General features: G+C 68.3%; 18 protein-coding genes and 1 pseudogene. 16 read left to right on the plus strand and 3 right to left on the minus strand.

Translation table 11 applies throughout. From position 1 onward, the window contains the following. Positions 1 to 266 (minus strand): annotated as a pseudogene (locus ACHZD8_RS04655) (cytochrome P450); the annotation flags it as partial. A gap of 174 nt (positions 267 to 440) precedes the next feature. Between ACHZD8_RS04655 and ACHZD8_RS04660 the strand changes: the two are divergent. Next, positions 441 to 941 carry a MarR family winged helix-turn-helix transcriptional regulator gene (locus ACHZD8_RS04660; protein ID WP_394768990.1) on the plus strand — a complete coding sequence of 167 codons (501 nt, stop codon included), beginning with the start codon at positions 441 to 443 and terminating at the stop codon, positions 939 to 941. Between the two features lie 536 nt (positions 942 to 1477). Here the strand turns inward: ACHZD8_RS04660 and ACHZD8_RS04665 are convergent. Next, the gene (locus ACHZD8_RS04665) at positions 1478 to 2170 is read right to left on the minus strand and encodes a gamma-glutamyl-gamma-aminobutyrate hydrolase family protein (protein WP_394768991.1); all 693 of its coding nucleotides are present in this window, start codon (positions 2168 to 2170) and stop codon (positions 1478 to 1480) included. A 113-nt stretch (positions 2171 to 2283) separates the two neighbouring features. Here ACHZD8_RS04665 and ACHZD8_RS04670 point away from each other — a divergent pair, with 113 nt between their 5' ends. Genes ACHZD8_RS04670 through ACHZD8_RS04720 form a run of 11 tightly spaced genes read left to right on the plus strand, consistent with a single transcriptional unit; the run spans position 2284 to position 11143 of the window. Further along, positions 2284 to 3747, plus strand: a complete 1464-nt coding sequence (locus ACHZD8_RS04670; RefSeq protein WP_394768992.1) for an aldehyde dehydrogenase — start codon at positions 2284 to 2286, stop codon at positions 3745 to 3747. A 3-nt stretch (positions 3748 to 3750) separates the two neighbouring features. Next, positions 3751 to 4662 (plus strand): catechol 1,2-dioxygenase, encoded by a 912-nt coding sequence (locus ACHZD8_RS04675; RefSeq protein ID WP_394768993.1) that lies wholly within the window; start codon positions 3751 to 3753, stop codon positions 4660 to 4662. Next, positions 4655 to 5530, plus strand: a complete 876-nt coding sequence (locus tag ACHZD8_RS04680; RefSeq protein WP_394768994.1) for a fumarylacetoacetate hydrolase family protein — start codon at positions 4655 to 4657, stop codon at positions 5528 to 5530. The genes ACHZD8_RS04675 and ACHZD8_RS04680 overlap by 8 nt, the downstream gene beginning before the upstream one ends. Then, positions 5531 to 5722: a ferredoxin gene (locus ACHZD8_RS04685; protein WP_394768995.1), complete on the plus strand. Its 192-nt coding sequence runs from the start codon at positions 5531 to 5533 to the stop codon at positions 5720 to 5722. Next, positions 5722 to 6933, plus strand: coding sequence for an NAD(P)/FAD-dependent oxidoreductase (locus ACHZD8_RS04690; protein WP_394768996.1), 1212 nt, complete (start codon positions 5722 to 5724; stop codon positions 6931 to 6933). The genes ACHZD8_RS04685 and ACHZD8_RS04690 overlap by 1 nt, the downstream gene beginning before the upstream one ends. Before the next feature lie 38 nt (positions 6934 to 6971). Next, entirely contained in the window at positions 6972 to 7814 is an 843-nt protein-coding gene (locus ACHZD8_RS04695) for a carbon-nitrogen hydrolase family protein (RefSeq protein ID WP_394768997.1), read from the plus strand. 51 nt (positions 7815 to 7865) lie between these two features. Continuing rightward, positions 7866 to 8339, plus strand: coding sequence for a response regulator (locus ACHZD8_RS04700; protein WP_394768999.1), 474 nt, complete (start codon positions 7866 to 7868; stop codon positions 8337 to 8339). Positions 8340 to 8391: 52 nt separating this feature from the next. Further along, complete coding sequence (locus ACHZD8_RS04705; RefSeq protein ID WP_394769000.1) at positions 8392 to 8589, plus strand: hypothetical protein; 198 nt, start codon at positions 8392 to 8394, stop codon at positions 8587 to 8589. Continuing rightward, positions 8586 to 8966 carry a response regulator gene (locus tag ACHZD8_RS04710; RefSeq protein WP_394769001.1) on the plus strand — a complete coding sequence of 127 codons (381 nt, stop codon included), beginning with the start codon at positions 8586 to 8588 and terminating at the stop codon, positions 8964 to 8966. Before ACHZD8_RS04705 ends, ACHZD8_RS04710 begins: the two co-directional genes overlap by 4 nt. Next, positions 8951 to 9352: a response regulator transcription factor gene (locus ACHZD8_RS04715; protein WP_394769002.1), complete on the plus strand. Its 402-nt coding sequence runs from the start codon at positions 8951 to 8953 to the stop codon at positions 9350 to 9352. The genes ACHZD8_RS04710 and ACHZD8_RS04715 overlap by 16 nt, the downstream gene beginning before the upstream one ends. Positions 9353 to 9373: 21 nt before the next feature. Then, entirely contained in the window at positions 9374 to 11143 is a 1770-nt protein-coding gene (locus ACHZD8_RS04720) for an ATP-binding protein (RefSeq protein WP_394769003.1), read from the plus strand. A 15-nt stretch (positions 11144 to 11158) separates the two neighbouring features. On the opposite strand, the gene ACHZD8_RS04725 is transcribed toward ACHZD8_RS04720, so the two are convergent. Further along, entirely contained in the window at positions 11159 to 12355 is a 1197-nt protein-coding gene (locus ACHZD8_RS04725; RefSeq protein WP_394769004.1) for an aminotransferase class I/II-fold pyridoxal phosphate-dependent enzyme, read from the minus strand. 150 nt (positions 12356 to 12505) lie between these two features. Between ACHZD8_RS04725 and ACHZD8_RS04730 the strand changes: the two genes are divergently transcribed. From ACHZD8_RS04730 to ACHZD8_RS04745, 4 genes are all read left to right on the plus strand, one after another. After that, complete coding sequence (locus ACHZD8_RS04730) at positions 12506 to 13078, plus strand: hypothetical protein (protein ID WP_394769005.1); 573 nt, start codon at positions 12506 to 12508, stop codon at positions 13076 to 13078. 149 nt (positions 13079 to 13227) lie between these two features. After that, on the plus strand, positions 13228 to 13866 hold the full coding sequence (locus tag ACHZD8_RS04735; RefSeq protein ID WP_394769006.1) for a hypothetical protein: 639 nt from the start codon (positions 13228 to 13230) through the stop codon (positions 13864 to 13866). A 128-nt stretch (positions 13867 to 13994) separates the two neighbouring features. Then, positions 13995 to 15461 (plus strand): S1C family serine protease, encoded by a 1467-nt coding sequence (locus tag ACHZD8_RS04740; protein WP_394769007.1) that lies wholly within the window; start codon positions 13995 to 13997, stop codon positions 15459 to 15461. A gap of 142 nt (positions 15462 to 15603) precedes the next feature. After that, positions 15604 to 16653, plus strand: a complete 1050-nt coding sequence (locus tag ACHZD8_RS04745) for a glycosyltransferase family 2 protein (protein WP_394769008.1) — start codon at positions 15604 to 15606, stop codon at positions 16651 to 16653. Positions 16654 to 16663: the final 10 nt, after the last annotated feature.

Below are 16663 nucleotides of genomic sequence, written 5' to 3' on the forward strand. Positions count from 1 at the left end.
GAGCGGTGCCGCACGCCGTCGGTCTCGAGCATCGACTTGCGCGCCTCGATCTGCTCGGCATCCAACTCCTCGAGGTTGACGGTGCCGCGCTCGCTGGAGAAGGTCTCGGTGTCGCGGAGCACGCCAACGATGTCGTGGTACTTCGTCAGCGACCAGAAACCGTGGTTCGGGGCATCCTCTTCGTCCCAGTGCACGGGGGAGTTCGCCCGAAGCTCGTCGAAGACCCGCCAGGGGTCGCCGGTCTCGAAGAGGTCCAGATCGGCCAAGGTGACGTTCGTCGTTGAAGTCAACTTTTATCTCGCTATCAGGTTGTGGGATGTTGTTAGGACACGAACAAGTTCACGATAGGGCATACGGACGCGTCGCGACAGGGCGGCGGAGCACGTCGGGCGGTCAATTAGAGTGAGCCGAGTCAGCATCGTCTGCGAGAAGGAGTCCCGATGGCCGGAGCGCACACGCTCGCCGAGACCGAGCGACAGGTCGACGCGCGGCTCGGTGACCTCCGTCTCGACTACTCCGCGATGGCCGTCGCGTCCAACCTGTTCCGCGCGGCCAACGCGGTGCGCAATCACTTCGAACGCACGGTGCTGTCCGAGAACAACCTCTCCTGGACGGCCTTCGTCGTGCTCTGGGTCACCTGGATCTGGGAGCCGATCGAGACCCGCCAGATCGCCCTGGAGGGCGGCTTCTCCAAGGCGACGCTCACCGGCGTGCTTTCCACCCTCGAGGGGCGCGGCTGGCTCGCGCGCGAGCGCAGCCAGGCGGATGGCCGGCTCGTCCTCGTGCGCATGACCGACGCCGGCCGCGATCTCATGACGCAGCTCTTTCCCGACTTCAACCTGCAGGAGCAGCACGTGTCGAGCCCGATCGACCCGGCCAAGCGCGACGAGTTCGCCGAGATGCTGCGCCTCGTGACGGTTCACGTGGAGAAGCGGGACTAGCTGTACTGCCCAGGGGCGTTGGTTGACCAGCTGATGAGTGGGCGGGCTCCGGTCGCGGTGTGGGGCCTGTGGTGATGGTATTCGTGGAGCGATGCCGGGAGCGTGTTTCGGCCCGTCGTACCCCGCCACTGTGCGGCACTCCCTTGCCCCTGGCACGCGTTGTGCAGGACGGGCCGTACAGGACGGGGTTGTGCAGGACGGGTTGTGCGGATAGCGAGCACGACGGGTGCAGAATCGACGGGAGCGTCCTGCAGACCGGGACCGTTCCGGTCGCCACACCCCTGCCGTGTCCTGCGCACGCTGTCCTGCACAACCAGAGTCTGCGGGCTAGGCACCCAAGAGTCCGGGCCCCGTCCTGCAGAACACGGCCCGACCGACGCGGGCGGCACCGCAAATGGGCCGACAGCGAGAAGCGAACGTCCTTAGGGGTGATTCGGAGTCACAGCAGCATCACCGTGGGACAGGAGGACCGCCCAATCAACCAAGCTGCCTGGGCAGTACAACCAGGCCTCGTGATTGCGGTGGTGGCGCCGGGATCAGCGCCGGGCCCGATCGACCAGCTCCGCGAAGATCGCCGCCTGGGCCGGATCCGTCGCGGCGGTGTCCTCCGGATGCCACTGCACCCCGACGGCCCAGCCGGCGGCGTCGATCACCGCGGCCTCCGGGATGCCGTCCGTCGAGCGCGCGACCACCTCGACCCCCTCGCCGAGCCGGTCGAGTGCCTGGTGGTGGTAGCAGGAGGCGCGCACGACCGGGGAGCTCAGGCCGAACAACTGCTCCTGCTGCTCGAAGCGCACGTCGTGCACGTGGTTGCGGTGGTGCCGGGGAAGGTCCTGCACGAGGGTGCCGCCGCGCACGACGTTGACGACGTGCAGGCCGCGGCACACGGCGAGCAGCGGCAGGCCGGCCTGCAGGGCGAAGCGGGCGCTCTCCAGATCCGCGGCATCCTGCACCCCGTCCACGTCGTAGACGTTCTCGGAGGCGACGGTCTGGCCGTAGCTGGCGGGGGAGAGGTCGCCCCCGCCGGGAAGGAGGATGCCGCCGAAGCCGTCGAGGCGGCTCGCCCAGTCGCTTCCCGCGACCGGCAGGAGGGTGAGGGGCTCGCCGCCGGCGGCCCAGACCGCCTCGAGCAGGGCGCGGGCGTTGACGACGGCGCCGTGGCGCAGGGCGGACGTGCTGGAGGCGAATCGGCCGAGGATGGCGATTCTGGGACGCTGCGAAGTGACCACGATGTCTTTCCCAGGTTCGGAACGGGGAGTTGTAGAGCCAATGGCTATTCTGTAGGGTAACTCATTAGCATCCGAATGATTTAACGGCGAGCCATTCGAGACGGGGAGAGCGCATGACCAGCGTTGACGTGGCAGGAACGGCTGTCGACACGAGACACTACATCGGCGGCCTGCGCGTCGCCTCGGCGTCGACCTTCACCAATACCTCCCCGATCGACGGGACGTTTCTCGGCGAGATCGCCCGCGGCGGCGCCGTCGAGGTGGACCTCGCGGTCGAGGCCGCGCGAAACGCCTTTCCGGTGTGGTCGGGGATGCCGCCCACGGAACGCGCCGCGATCCTCAACCGCATCGCCGACCTCGTCGAGGAGAGCGTGGATTCTCTCGCTGCCGTCGAGACCATGGACAACGGGGCGCTCCTGCGAAGCCACCTGCGGGGAGTGATGCCGCGAGTCGCCCACAACTTCCGCTTCTTCGCCGACTGGCTGGTCAACCACCTCGACCACCCGGACTTCGAGACGCGCGGGCACGTCAACCACGTCTCCTGGGACCCGTCCGGCGTCGCCGGCATCATCACGCCGTGGAACGCGCCGCTCATGCTCGCCACCTGGCGGATCGCCCCGGCGCTCGCCGCGGGGGACACCGTCGTGCTCAAGCCGGCCGAGTGGACGCCGCTCACCGCTTCCCTTCTCGCCGACATCACCAAGCGGGCCGGGCTGCCGGATGGCGCCTTCAACGTCGTGCAGGGGATCGGGCGCGAGGCCGGGGCGGCGCTCGTCGCGCACCCGGGTCTCAGCCGCATCTCGTTCACCGGGTCGGTGCCCACCGCCAAGTCGATCGCGCGAGCCGCGGCGGAGAACCTCACCCCGTGCAGCTTCGAACTGGGCGGAAAGAGCCCGTTCCTCGTGCTCGCCGACGCGGACCTCGAGCTCGCGGCCGAGCTCGCCATCGAGCAGTACGACAACGCCGGCCAGGTCTGCCTCTCCGGCACGCGCATCCTCGTGCACGAGAGCATCGAGGCGGAATTCACCGAGGCGTTCCGTCGCAAGGCAGCCGCCATGCGTCAGGGCGACCCGCGGGATCCGGCGACCGACATCGGCCCGCAGGTGCACGAGGCGCACTTCGCCCGGGTCAAGGGATTCGTGGACCGCGCCCGCGCCGAGGGCGCGACCATCGCCATGGGCGGCGGCCCGAACACCGAACTCGGTGGCCTCTACTTCTCGCCGACACTCGTCTACGACCCCACTCCAGGAAGCGAGATCGTGACGCAGGAGGTCTTCGGTCCGGTGCTCACCATGCAGACCTTCTCGACCGACGAGGAGGTGCTCGCCCTCGCGAACGGCACCGAGTTCGGCCTCGCCGCGGTCGTCGTCTCCGGCGACCGGCAGCACGCCGAGGCGATCACCTCCCGGCTCGTCGCCGGCACGATCTGGGTCAACTGCTTCTTCGTGCGCGACCTCCGGGCGCCCTTCGGCGGCTCGAAGAAGTCCGGAGTCGGCCGCGAGGGCGGCACCTGGTCTTTCGATTTCTACGCGGACGTGAAGAACACGGTCGTCGCTCCCAACGGATGGAAGGAATAGCTCATGGGTGAAGTAGTCGGTGTGGGCCTGATCGCTCACGTACCAACCATCATGCTGCCGAAAGAGACGCGCATGGAGCTCAACGAGGGCAAGGACTCGACGCTCGTCTCCGGGTTGGAGAAGCTGCGCAAAGACGTCTTCGAGTCAGATGACTACGACACGGTGATCGTGCTCGACAGTCACTGGGCGACCACCGTCGAGTTCGTGGTGACCTCGCACGAGCGGCGCAGCGGCAAGTTCACCTCGGAGGAGCTGCCGCGGGGAATGCACGGCGTGCCGTACGACTACCTGGGCGACCCGGAGCTGGCCCACCTCATCGCCGGCGAGGCCGAAAAGAACGGCACCTGGATCACCCCGATCAACGACCCGGACCTGCCGGTGATGTACGCCACCATCAACCTCTGGAAGTACCTCGGCGAGGGGCTCCCCGACAAGCGGTGGATCAGCGTGAGCCTCTGCCAGACGGCCACCGACGAGGACTTCCTCCGGGCCGGCCGCGCGATCGGCGAGGCGATCGCCAAGAGCGACCGCCGCGTGATCCTGCTCGCCTCCGGTGCCCTGTCCCACACCTTCTTCAAGCTGCGCGAGCTGCGCAAGCACGAGATGGCGGACCCGAGCCACATCTTCTCCGAGGCCGCCCGGGTCGCCGACTACGAGCGTCTCGACTGGTTCAAGGCCGGCGACCACGCGAAGGTGCTCGAGACGATGCCGGCATTCCACAAGGTGCGGCCGGAGGGCATGTTCGGCCACTGGCTGCTCACGATCGGAGCGATCGGTGAGGAGAACTGCACCGCCCCCGGCGTGCTGTACAGCGAATACGAGAACTCGATCGGCACCGGCCAGGTGCACGTCTGGTTCCCTCGACCGGTTGGCGGATTCCCGAGAGCCAAAGATCTGACGCTGTCGCGTGACTGAGTATCGTCGCATCCTGCTGGACGGCGTCGCCACGCAGACCGTGCGCCACGGTGACGCCCTCGTCGCCGCCGACGGCCGGGAGGTGGGGGTCGACGCGGCCATCCACCTGCCGCCCACCGAGCCGTCCAAGATCATCGCGGTGCATCTCAACTACGCCAGCCGTACGGACGAGTTCATGACGAAGCTGCCCTCTGCGCCCACCTACTTCCACAAGCCGATCACGGCGCTCAACAGCCACCGCGGTTCGGTGGTGCGCCCGCTCGGCTGCAAGTGGCTCAACTTCGAGGGCGAGATCGTGATCGTGATCGGTCGCACCTGCCGCAACGTATCGCCGCAGGACGCCGGCGACTACATCACCGGCTACACGATCGGCAACGACTTCGGCCTGCACGACTTTCGGGACACGGATGCCGGATCGATGCTGCGGGTGAAGGGCAGCGACACGCTCGCCCCGGTCGGCCCGGGCCTCGTCACCGACTGGGACTTCCGCGGCAAGCAGATCCGCACGATCGTGAACGGGGTGGTGAAACAGGACGACAACACCGCCAACATGGAGTGGGACATGAACTACCTGGTCGCCGACATCGCCCGCACCATCACGCTGAGCCCCGGCGACATCCTGTTCAGCGGCACGCCGGCCTCCTCGCGGCCCGTCGAACCCGGGGACGTCGTGGAGGTAGAGGTGGAGGGCCTCGGCCGGTTGAGCAATACCATCGTCGAGGGGCCCACCCCGATCCGCACCGACGTCGGCGCCCAGCCGACCGAGAGTGAAGAGGTCGTTTCGACGGCGCTCGGCGGCGACTGGGAGTTCCGCGGCATCCGCACGCCATCGAAAGACCTGTACCCATCCACCGTGGAGGAGAAGTAGTTGATAAAGATCCAGGTCGACATGACCCTCTGCCAGCACTACGGGCAGTGCGTCTTCGAGGCGCCCAACGTGTTCCATCTCAACGACGACGACAAGCTCGAGTACCTGGCTGAGGCCGACGACTCCGAGCGCGACAACGTCGAATCCGCCGTTGACGTCTGCCCCATGCAGGCCATCCGGATCGTGGAATAGTGTCTGCGCCCGTGGTCATCGTCGGTGCGGCGATGGGGGGACTCCGCACGGCGGAGGCCCTCCGCCGGGCCGGCTACGCGGGCGCGCTCACGGTGATCGGCGACGAGGTGCACGCCCCGTACAACCGGCCGCCGCTCTCCAAGGACGTGCTCTCCACCGGCGTGAGCCACGAGGCCGTCGCCTTTCCGGCCCGCGCGGCCACCGCCGATGTGGACTGGATGCTCGGAACCCGGGTCACCTCGGTCGATCTCGACGCACACACCCTCGTCACGGACGATGGAACCGTGCTCCCGTGGCGCGCTCTCGTGATCGCCACCGGACTGCGCCCCCGCCGGCTGCAACTGCCGCCGATCGCCGGACGGCACTCGGTGCGCACCCTCGACGACGCGATGGCCCTGCGCGATGAACTCGTGCCCGGCGCGCGTGTCGTGCTGGCCGGCTCCGGCTTCATCGGCTGCGAGGTGGCGGCCACCGCGCGCAAGCTTGGCTGCGGGGTGACCGTGGTCTCGCCGAGCGCCGAACCGATAGTGTGCCCGCTCGGGCGCCTGCTGGCCACGGAGCTCCGCCGGCGCCACGAGGCACACGGCGTGAGCTTCCGGCTCGGCAGGACCATCGCCCAGCTCGACGGCGGCAACCGGCTCGACGAGGTCGTGCTCGACGACGGGGAGATTCTGCCGGCGGAGGTGCTGGTCGAGGCGATCGGCTCCGACTGCAACATCGGCTGGCTCGCCTCCACCGACCTCGACCTGAGCGACGGGGTGCTCGCCGACCCGGCGATGCGCGCCATCTCGGTCGACGGGCGGGTGCACGACGACGTGTACGTGGTCGGCGACATCGCACGCTTCCCCAACCTGATGTTCGACGACGTGCCGCGCCGGGTCGAGCACTGGAACATCCCCACCGACACCGGCAAGCGGGCGGGCGCGGTGCTCGGCGCGTGGCTCGCCGACGACGGCACGTACGCCGAGGTCGCCGCCCAGCGCTTCACCCCGATGCCCGCGTTCTGGTCCAACCAGTTCGAGGTGAGCCTGCAGGCCTACGGCCTTCCTGGGCTCGCCGACCCCAACGGCATCCGCATCCTCGCCGGCGACATCGCGTCGGAGGTGATCGTCGGCTACTTCCGCGGCGAGCGACTGGTGGCCGTGGTCGGCCTCGGGCTCAAGGCCGCCCTGCTGCCCTACCGGGAGCAGATCGCGGCGGGCGTCGGCTGACAACGCGGGCGGACCGACACTGGCCCTAGGCTGGCGGCATGACCGAATCCGGCGTCTCCGGCCTGGGATCCCACGGCGACTCGAGCGTCGGCGTCGCGGTGGCCCAGTTCGCCCCGGGGGACGACACGGCGGCAAATCTCGCCAGCATCCGGGACCTCGCGACCCTGGCGGTGGAGCGCGGCGCCTCGCTCGTCGTCTTCCCCGAATACTCCTCCTACTTCACCCCGGACCTCGGCGCCCACTCGCTCGCCGCGGCCGAGCCCCTCGACGGCCCGTTCGTGGCCGGGCTCGAGGCCATCGCGAAGGTGCTCGGAGTGCACCTCGTCGCCGGGATGCTCGAGAAGACCGCGGGGGGCGACCGGTTCTCGAACACCGTCGTGGCGGTGGGCCCGACCGGGGCGATCGTGGCGGCCTATCGCAAGATCCACCTCTACGACGCGTTCGGGCAGAGGGAGAGCGAGTGGGTGCGCCCCGGCGACATCGAGGCGCCTGAGACGTTCCCCCTCGCCGGCTTCACCGTCGGCATCCAGACCTGTTACGACCTCCGGTTTCCCGAGGTCACCCGACGTCTCGTCGACGCCGGCGCCGACCTCGTCGTCGTGCCGAGCGAGTGGGTGCGCGGTCCGCTCAAGGAGCAGCACTGGCGCACGCTCGTCACCGCTCGGGCGCTGGAGAACACGATCTTCGTGGCGGCCGCCGACCAGGCTCCGCCCATCGGCGCCGGCAACAGCATGATCGTCGACCCGATGGGCGTCGAGCTCGCGACTCTCGGCGAGGAGACCTCGGTGGCGGTGGCGTGGCTCGCGCGGTCCCGGATCGAGTCGGTGCGCGAGATCAATCCGGCGCTCCGGATGCGACGTTTCGGTGTCCATCCGCTGTGAAAGGCCCGCTCCGCATACAATGGAGCCAAATTCTTTCGGGGGAGTTCACTGGTGGATCAGCATTACCGCGTCCTGGTTGTCGAAGATGACCCGGACGTGGCCTTCTACACGCGCACGGTTCTCGAAAAGCGCGGCTGCATCGTCACGGTGATTTCCAACCCGACGTTCGCCCGCGCCACCCTCGGAACGTTCGAACCGGATGTCGTGATCACCGACATCGAGATGCCCGGTCTCACCGGCCACGACCTGCTCGATCAGATCCGCGCCGAACGCCCCGGCACGCCCGTCGTCGTCATGACGGCTCACGTCTCGATCGACTACGCGGTCGCGGCCCTGCGCAGCCAGGCCGACGAGTTCCTCACCAAGCCGGTGTCCTCCGCCGACCTCATCTCGGTCGTCACCAGGCTCGCCGAGGAGTCCAGGCGGGCCCGGGCGGCCGTGCCGCCCCGTGAGGCCGTTGTGTCGATCGGCGCTCACCCCGACGACGTCCTGCCATCACCTTCGACTCAGACACCCAGGAGTTGAGGCACGCCGAAGCTCGGTGGGACAACGTCGAGAACACGGGGAGGGCGCTCGCATGACCACGGATTGCACAGGCAGGCATGCCGAACGCTGTCTGGCGGAGAAGATCGTTCCTGGCAACCACGGCGAGGCCTTCCCCCGCGGGGAAATCGAGCTCGATCACCGCTCCGAGCGGGTGCTCATCCCCAAAGCAATCCTGGCGCTCGCGGTGGTCGCGGCGCTCGTCGTTCTCCGAGAGGTCTTCTTCGTATGAGCATTCCCACCGCGATCAAGACGAAGGTGAAGGTGCTCATCGTCGACGACAGCGACGACCAGCGCACCCTCCTGCGCCGGTACTTCGAACGGGCCGGCTGCGACGTGACCGTCGCCGCGTCCGCCGAGGAGGCGATCCTGGCCTACAGCCGTTCGACACCGGATCTCGCCGTGATCGACCTCGTGCTTCCCGGCATGAACGGCTGGGATCTCACCGAGCGGTTGAAGGCGGACCGCCCGGAGTGCAAGATCGCCGTGAGCTCCGTGCTCGACGCCGCGCAATACCCGGCGAGCGATGCCGTGCTGCCGAAGCCGTTCACCGGTGCGCAGATTCGCAGGGTGCTCCGGGATCTCGTGCCGAAGTGGTCGGCGGAGTGACCGAGTCGGTTCCGGCCCGCGTCGTCATCGCGGACGACGACCCGGACATCCGGGCCCTCGTGGCCATCGCGGTGAAACGGGCCGGCCTCGACCTCGTCGAGTCGGCCGCCGACGGCACGGCGGCCTGGCAGGCCCTGCAGTCCCACCGGCCAGACCTGGCCGTACTCGACGTGTCGATGCCCGGACTGACCGGGCTCGAGGTCTGCCGGCTGGCCCGATCCGACGACTCCCTTGACGGCATCCACCTGGTGCTGCTCACCGCGGCCGTGGACGACCAGTCGAGGGCGGCCGGCGCGGACGCCGGGGCTGACGACTTCTTCGTGAAGCCGTTCAGCCCCCGGGAACTCGCTCTCGCGCTCTCCGCGCTCATGAGCAAGGACAACTAATCGCATGAAGAGAGTGTTCGCATGAAGAGCGTGAAACGGCTCTACGCCACGGCCATGAAACGGCTCTCGGTCGACACCCCGTCGCCGGCCCTCAAGCAGTTCCCCACGGTCGCTGTGTTCTCGCTCGCGGCACTGCTCGCGTTCTTCGCCCCGGCGATCACCGTCACCGACCGGGCCGCGATCGTCTCCGCTTGCGTCGTGATGGTCGGCGCGACGCTTCTCTCCGTGTACTTCAGCCGGCTCAGCCGGGTCACCCGCTGGGCGTTGATAGTGCCCGGTTTCTCGATGCTCGCGATCGCGCTCCTGCGCGTCGGCACCGGCGGCCCCACGTCGCTCTTCTCCGCGCTGCTCATCCTGCCGGTGCTCTGGATCGCATCCGAGCAGGGCCGACGGTGGGTGTTCGTGGCGATCGTTGGCTCGTCGGCGAGCATCATGCTGCCGTACGTGCTCTATTGGCACGTCCCCGAGACGCAGAGCGAGTGGCTTCGCGGGGTGTTCGGCCCGCTCGTCTACGGCGTCGTCGCCGCGATCGTGAACGAGCTTTCCCGACAGGGCCGAACGCAGATGTGGTCGATCACGAGGCTCGCGGAGGAGCGGGAGGGGATGCTGCGGGAGACCCTCACCTTCGCCGGCAAGCTCCAGGAGAACGAGTTGAGCCTGCACGCGGCCAACCGCCTCACTCGCAGCGTGCTGGACGCCGTCACCGAGCAGTCGGTGATCGGCACCGACCTCACCGGGCTCATCGACGTCTGGAACCCGGGGGCGGCGGCGATGCTCGGCCTCACCGCGGGCGAGACGCAGGGCAAACGCTACGTCTTCGAATTCCACGACTCCCACGAGCTCGAGGCCCGGTCGCGCGAACTCAACTATCCACCAGGCGAGACGGTTCTCAACCCCGGATTCTCCGCCCTCGTCGAGTCGGCCAGGCTCGGTCGGGCCGAGGTGCGGGACTGGACCTACCGGCGCCACGACGGATCCGAGCTCTCCGTCAACGTGGCCGTGACCCCTCGCGTGGACGAGGAGGGGGCCACGATCGGCTACATCTTCGTCGCGACGGATGTCACCCAGGCACTCGAGGTCGCGCGTCTCAAGGACGAGTTCGTCGGCCTCATCTCCCACGAGCTGCGCACGCCGCTCAGCTCCATCCTCGGCTACCTCGAGCTGATGCGCGACGACGACGAATCGCCCCTGTCCGACGAGCAGCTGCAGTACCTGAGCGTCGCCGAGCGCAACGCCCATCGGCTTCTCCGCCTGGTGGGGGACCTGCTGTTCACTGCCCAGGTCGCGTCCGGCAAGTTCCCGCTCGATGTCGGCACCGTCGCCCTCAGTGACGTGGTCACGGCCGCGGTGCAGTCGGCGAGGCCGGTCGCCGCGGCGGCGGGAATCACGCTCCTGATGGAGTTGCCGAGCGAGCCCGTGGCCGTTCGCGGCGACTCGGTGCGACTCGGGCAGGCCTGCGACAACCTCATCTCCAACGCCGTCAAGTTCACGCCGAGGGGCGGCACGGTCACCGTCGCGCTGGGCTCAACGGCCGAGGACGCGATCGTGAGCGTTCGGGACACGGGCATGGGCATCCCTGCCTCCGAGCTCGACCAGCTCTACGCGCGCTTCTTCCGGGCCTCCACCGCCACGCGCAACGCGGTGCCGGGGGTGGGCCTCGGCCTCACCATCACCAAGGCGATCGTCACCGCCCACGAGGGTGAGCTCGATGTGGAGAGCCAGGAGGGCGTCGGCACGCTGTTCAGCATGTCGCTGCCGCTGCCGAGGAAGTCGCTCCTCGACGCCGCCTGAGGCTTTGCCGCCCCGTTAGCGCCGCAGGTCGGCGAGCTGGGCGGATGCGCGCTCGAGAACGTCCACGCGCTTGCAGAACGCGAATCTGAGGAGCGACGCGTACTCTCCCTTGTTCTCGTCGCTCACGAACGCGCTGATCGGCACCGCCACCACGCCGGCGAGCTCGGGGAGCTGCCGGCAGAGGGCGGCCGCGTCGGTGAATCCGAGCGGAGCGGCATCCGCGACCACAAAATAGGAGCCGCTCGAGCGGCTCACCGCGAAGCCCGCCTTGGCGAGTCCGGCGGAGAGCACGTCCCGCTTGCGTTGAAGCCCGGCGGCGATCCCGGAGAAGAACGAGTCCGGAAGGCCGAGGCCCACGGCGATCGCGGGCTGGAAGGGCGCGCCGTTCACGTAGGTGAGAAACTGCTTCACACTCAGGATCGGCTCCAGGAGCCGGTTGGGCGCCGTGAGCCAGCCGATCTTCCACCCGGTGGTGTTGAAAGTCTTGCCGCCGCTCGAGATGGTGACGGTGCGCTCCCACGCCCCGGGCAGCGTCGCGATCGGCAGGTGACTGGCGCCGAAGGTGAGGTGCTCGTACACCTCGTCGGTCACGATGATGGCGTCGTGCCGGTGGGCGAGCTCCACCACGAGTTCGAGGATCTCGCGGGAGAGCACGGCCCCGGTGGGGTTGTGCGGGTTGTTGATCAGGATGAGTCGGGTTCGATCGCCGACGACCCGTCGCAGCTCGTCGGGGTCGGGCTGAAAGTCGGGAGCGCGCAGGGCCACCGTGCGGTGCACGCCCCGGGAGAGCGCGATGATCGCCGCGTACGAGTCGTAGAACGGCTCGAGGGTGACCACCTCGTCGCCCTCCTCGACCAGGGCGAGGATGGTGGCCGCGAGCGCCTCGGTCGCTCCGGCGGTGACCAGAACCTCGCGATCGGGGTCGGGATTCATTCCGTAGAAGCGCTTCTGGTGGGCGGCGATCGCCTCGCGCAGCACCGGGTAGCCGAGCCCGGGCGGATACTGGTTGAATCCGTCCGTGATCGCGCGGCGGGCGGCATCCAGCACCTCGATCGGGCCGTCCTCGTCTGGGAAGCCCTGCCCGAGGTTGATCGCGCCGGTGGCCGTCGCGAGGGCGGACATCTCGGCAAAAATGGTCGGCCTGAGTTGGCCGTTCGATCCGAGCAGCATGGCGCCTCGCGCCGTGCGTTCCCAGGCTCCGGAGACTGTCATCCGCGGTTGTCTCCACTGTCGTCGATGGGCAAAATAACTGCTCCAACGGTACTCCGTCGCCGCTCGTCCCCACCGCACTCCGGCTGAATTGCAGTAACAGGTGTGGAAAAAGGTGGCCGCGACGCTCCCGGGTGCCCTACCTTGTGCAGCATGCGGAATTTATCTCGCGTATCCCTCGCTGCCCTCGCGGTCGTCGCGATGCTCACCGGATGCGTGAGATCGGAGCCGATTCACCCGCCGCGGTCGACGTCCACGCCAACCCCCTCCGCCGAGCCGCTCTTCGCCTCCGATGCCGAGGCGCTCGCGGCGGCTACCGCCGCCTACGCCGCGTACTTGAAGGTGTCAGACGAGATCCTCATGCAGGGCGGGATTCATCCCGAGCGCATTGACGCCGTTACTACGAAGAGTTGGGCCGACATTCAGGCGGTGAGCTTTCGCGAGGAGCATCAAAAAGGATGGGTCAGTTCCGGTGGATCCCGGTACGACGGAATGACCCTTCAGACCTACGATTCTGACGCGACCGTCGGGTCAGTTGCCGTCGCGGTCTATGTGTGCGTCGACGTGAGCGCGGTCGATGTGCGTGATCGAAACGGTGTCTCTGTTGTTTCATCCGATCGACCAGATCGTGCTCCAATGGAGGTCTCGTTCGAGCGACGCAACGAAGAATCTCAAGATCTACTCGTGTCGGAGGAGGCGCCATGGTCCGGACTAGGAACCTGCTAGGCGTAGCAATTACCAGCTTTGTTGCTGCTGGATTGGCGTGCGTACTTTCCCTCCCCGCTAACGCAAATGCTTCCCACGCATGCACTCTGCTTGAGCGTCAGACAACGGGGTGCCCCACGGTAAACGCCAACATTCGCGACGGCGAGGCAGTGCTCGACGGGTCGGCTAACACCGCCGGGTCGTCCGGGTCGGGCCGGGGCGCCCCCGGGCGCCCGGGAGCGGCATGCCGACGCGCGGCCGGCTGTGTCGGCACCCCGGCCCCGGTTCCGCCGCCGCCCCTGCGCGACGGCTACACGGTGACCTCCCCGGTGACGCTTCGCGACCTGGTCGGCTTTCGACCGGCATCCGGCATCGACTACATGCAACCGAACGGCTGGATGGTGGTGGGCCTGGACACCAACTTCTACGCGGTAGCCGGCCCCCAGGAGCAGCAGGGCCTGCTTCTGGCCCAGCAGGCGTCCGTTCGATTCACCGCGCTGCGGTTTCACTGGTCGTACGGCGACGGTGCCACGCGCAGCACGGCAACGGGCGGCTCGCCGTGGGCGGCTCAGGGCGCCGGCGAGTTCGACGCCACCTCCACCAGCCACATCTATCGCAACCCCGGAACGTATTCGATCGACCTCACCATCGACTTCTCCGCCGAGTACCGCTACGCGGGCGGCGACTGGACTGCCATCGCCGGTTCGATCCCCGTGCAGGCCAACCGCCTCGTGGCCACCGCCAGCGCCGCGCAGACCGTCCTGGTGGGCTCGGACTGCGCCGCCAACCCCACCGGACCGGGCTGCTGAGCGATCCAGACTGTGCCGCAGCGGGCTCCGGTACGAATGGAGGCAAGGGTCGGCAGCCTCACAGCGCGTCCAAATAGAATGCTCAGGTTGCCAGAGGATGCTAGCAACGCTTGGAAGGAGCAGCCCCCATGACCGACGCACCGAAGGACCCAGCTTCCGGGTCCGACACCCCCGAATCTCTCTCCGAAAACGAAGCGCGACTCAACGCCGCGAGCGACAGCACGCCCGCCGTGGAGACCCAGAGCGAGACCACCCCCGTGGATGTCTCGTCCGGTGAACCTTCGAGCCCGGCGACCAGCCAGGCCGCCACCGAGGAGCAGTTCTACGCGCCCACGGCCACTCAGCCCCTCGACCCGACCCTCCACACCACGGCGGCACCCTCCACCGCCAAGCGATCGAGCACCGTCGGCCTCGTCGCGGCCCTCGCGGTCGGCGCCCTCGTGGGCGGTGTGTCCGGCGCCGGTGTTGCAGCGTGGGCGATCACATCCAACCAGGGCAGCCAGACCGCCTCCTCCACCACCACCCCGCAGAACATCACGGTGAACGACACCGAGAGTGTCAACGTGATTACCGCGGTGGCGGCCAAGGCAGGTCCCTCGGTCGTCACCATCTCCGTCTCCAGCAAGTCGGCGGCGGGCACGGGATCCGGCGTCGTGCTCAGCAAGGACGGCTACGTGCTCACGAACACCCACGTCGTGACCCTCGACGGTGAGATCGCGGACCCGGCGGTCAAGGTCACCACGTCGGACGGCCGCCTCTACGACGCCACCGTTGTGGGCACCGACCCGATCGCGGACCTCGCGGTCATCAAGCTCAAGAACCCGAGCAACCTCACCCCGGCGGACTTCGCCGACTCGAGCAAGCTCAACGTCGGGGAGACCGCTATCGCGATCGGCGCACCGCTCGGCCTCTCCAACACGGTCACGGACGGCATCGTGAGCGCCCTCAACCGCAGCATCTCGATCGCCTCGTCGGCCGCACCGAAGTCCGGTTCCGGCGACAGCTCGAGCCCGAACACCAGTCCGTTCGACTTCTGGAACTTCGACAACGGCCAGGGCAACGGCAGCACCCAGGCTCCGGCCACGGCCGCCGCCACGATCTCCCTCCCGGTGATCCAGACGGATGCCGCCATCAACCCCGGCAACTCGGGCGGCGCGCTCCTCGACTCCAACGCGAAGGTGATCGGCATCAACGTGGCCATCGCGAGCGCGAGCGGCACGTCATCCACCTCCGGCAACATCGGAGTCGGCTTCGCCATCCCCTCCAACCTCGCCCAGCGTGTGGCGAACGAGATCATCAAGAACGGCAAGGCCACGCACGGCCTGCTGGGCGCCAGCGTCACGGATGTCTCGTCCACCGACACGAGTACGGTGGTCGGAGCAGTCATCAAGCAGGTCACCGGCGGCGGAGCGGCTGACAAGGCCGGGCTGCAGGCCGGCGACGTGATCACCCAGTTCGACGGTGTCGCGATCACCAGCAGCACCGACCTCACCGCCCAGGTGCGGTTCCTTCCGGCCGGCGCCACGACCGACCTCACCTACGTGCGGGGCGGAAAGACCTCGAACGCCACGGTCACCCTCGGCGCCCTCGGCTGATAGTCGCCCGAATCCAGGCACGGTCCCCGCGAGACGGCGGGGACCGTGCCTGTTTCGTGTCGGCCGCCCGTTTCGAGTCGGCAGCCCGATTCGCCTCGGCTGGTAGGCTCGACCGACCGACCACCCAGCTGTATTGGACCCCATGACGCCAGAGGCACACGCCCTTCCCGGTGTCTCCTACGTGATCCCCGTGCTCAACGAGGTGTCGTACATCGGCAATGCGATTCGCACGGTCCTGGCCCAGGACTATGCCGGCGACGTCGAGGTGATTCTCGCCCTGGGTCCGTCGACGGACGGCACGAACGAGGTGGTGAACGGATTCGCGGCCGCGGACCCCCGAATCGTCACGGTCCTGAACCCGGACACCGACATTCCGGTCGGTCTCAATCTCGCGATCCGGGCGAGCAAGTATCCGATCATCGTGCGCGTCGACGCCCATTCGGAGCTCGAGCCGAGCTACACCCGCCGGGCCATCGAGACCCTGGACCGCACGGGCTCAGCCAACGTCGGCGGGGTCATGAAGGCACAGGGCAAGACCCCGTTCCAGTCCGCGGTCGCTCGCGCGTACAACAGCCGGTTCGGTCTGGGCGGCGGGAGCTATCACGGGGGAGCGGAGGAGGGACCGGCCGAGTCCGCCTATCTCGGGGTCTTCCGCACGGAGGTGCTCAAGGAGGTGGACTACTTCGACGAGACCATCCGCCGCGGCGAGGACTGGGAACTGAACCTCCGCATCCGGGCCGCCGGCCACTCCGTGTGGTTCGACCCGTCGCTCGAGGTCACCTACTGGCCGCGGGAGAGCTGGACCAAGCTCGTGCGCCAGTTCTGTGCCACCGGAATCTGGCGCGGCGAACTCGTCCGCCGATACGCCGGACGCAACCCGTGGCGATTCTTCGCCCCGCCGGCCCTCGTTCTCGCCCTGGTGCTCAGCGTCGTCGTGTTCGTGCTGCAGGTGACGGGAGTGCTCACCGGATGGGCGAGCGTGCTGCTCTCCCTCGTCTACGCCGGCCCCGCCGCCTACCTGGTGCTGCTGCTGCTCCTGAGCTTCTCCCGGGCGGGCGGCCCGGGCTGGCCGGACCGCTGGCGGTTCTTCCTCGTTCTGCCCACGATGCACCTCAGCTGGGGGGTCGGGTTCATCGTCGGCGTGATCCGGGGTGCCCGGGACACGACGGACACCTCGCGCACCGGAATCTGACCACGCGGCC

The organism is Lacisediminihabitans sp., assembly GCF_043726815.1.
In the GTDB taxonomy this organism is placed as follows: Bacteria; Actinomycetota; Actinomycetes; order Actinomycetales; family Microbacteriaceae; genus Lacisediminihabitans.

Excerpts from the sequence above, each read along its gene's own strand:
- ACHZD8_RS04670 (WP_394768992.1), top strand. The coding sequence starts at position 2,284 with ATGACCAGCGTTGACGTGGCAGGAACGGCTGTCGACACGAGACACTAC.
- ACHZD8_RS04660 (WP_394768990.1), top strand. The coding sequence starts at position 441 with ATGGCCGGAGCGCACACGCTCGCCGAGACCGAGCGACAGGTCGACGCG.
- ACHZD8_RS04725 (WP_394769004.1), bottom strand. The coding sequence starts at position 12,355 with ATGACAGTCTCCGGAGCCTGGGAACGCACGGCGCGAGGCGCCATGCTG.
- ACHZD8_RS04745 (WP_394769008.1), top strand. The coding sequence starts at position 15,604 with ATGACGCCAGAGGCACACGCCCTTCCCGGTGTCTCCTACGTGATCCCC.
- ACHZD8_RS04730 (WP_394769005.1), top strand. The coding sequence starts at position 12,506 with ATGCGGAATTTATCTCGCGTATCCCTCGCTGCCCTCGCGGTCGTCGCG.
- ACHZD8_RS04740 (WP_394769007.1), top strand. The coding sequence starts at position 13,995 with ATGACCGACGCACCGAAGGACCCAGCTTCCGGGTCCGACACCCCCGAA.
- ACHZD8_RS04705 (WP_394769000.1), top strand. The coding sequence starts at position 8,392 with ATGACCACGGATTGCACAGGCAGGCATGCCGAACGCTGTCTGGCGGAG.
- ACHZD8_RS04695 (WP_394768997.1), top strand. The coding sequence starts at position 6,972 with ATGACCGAATCCGGCGTCTCCGGCCTGGGATCCCACGGCGACTCGAGC.
- ACHZD8_RS04675 (WP_394768993.1), top strand. The coding sequence starts at position 3,751 with ATGGGTGAAGTAGTCGGTGTGGGCCTGATCGCTCACGTACCAACCATC.
- ACHZD8_RS04710 (WP_394769001.1), top strand. The coding sequence starts at position 8,586 with ATGAGCATTCCCACCGCGATCAAGACGAAGGTGAAGGTGCTCATCGTC.
- ACHZD8_RS04720 (WP_394769003.1), top strand. The coding sequence starts at position 9,374 with ATGAAGAGCGTGAAACGGCTCTACGCCACGGCCATGAAACGGCTCTCG.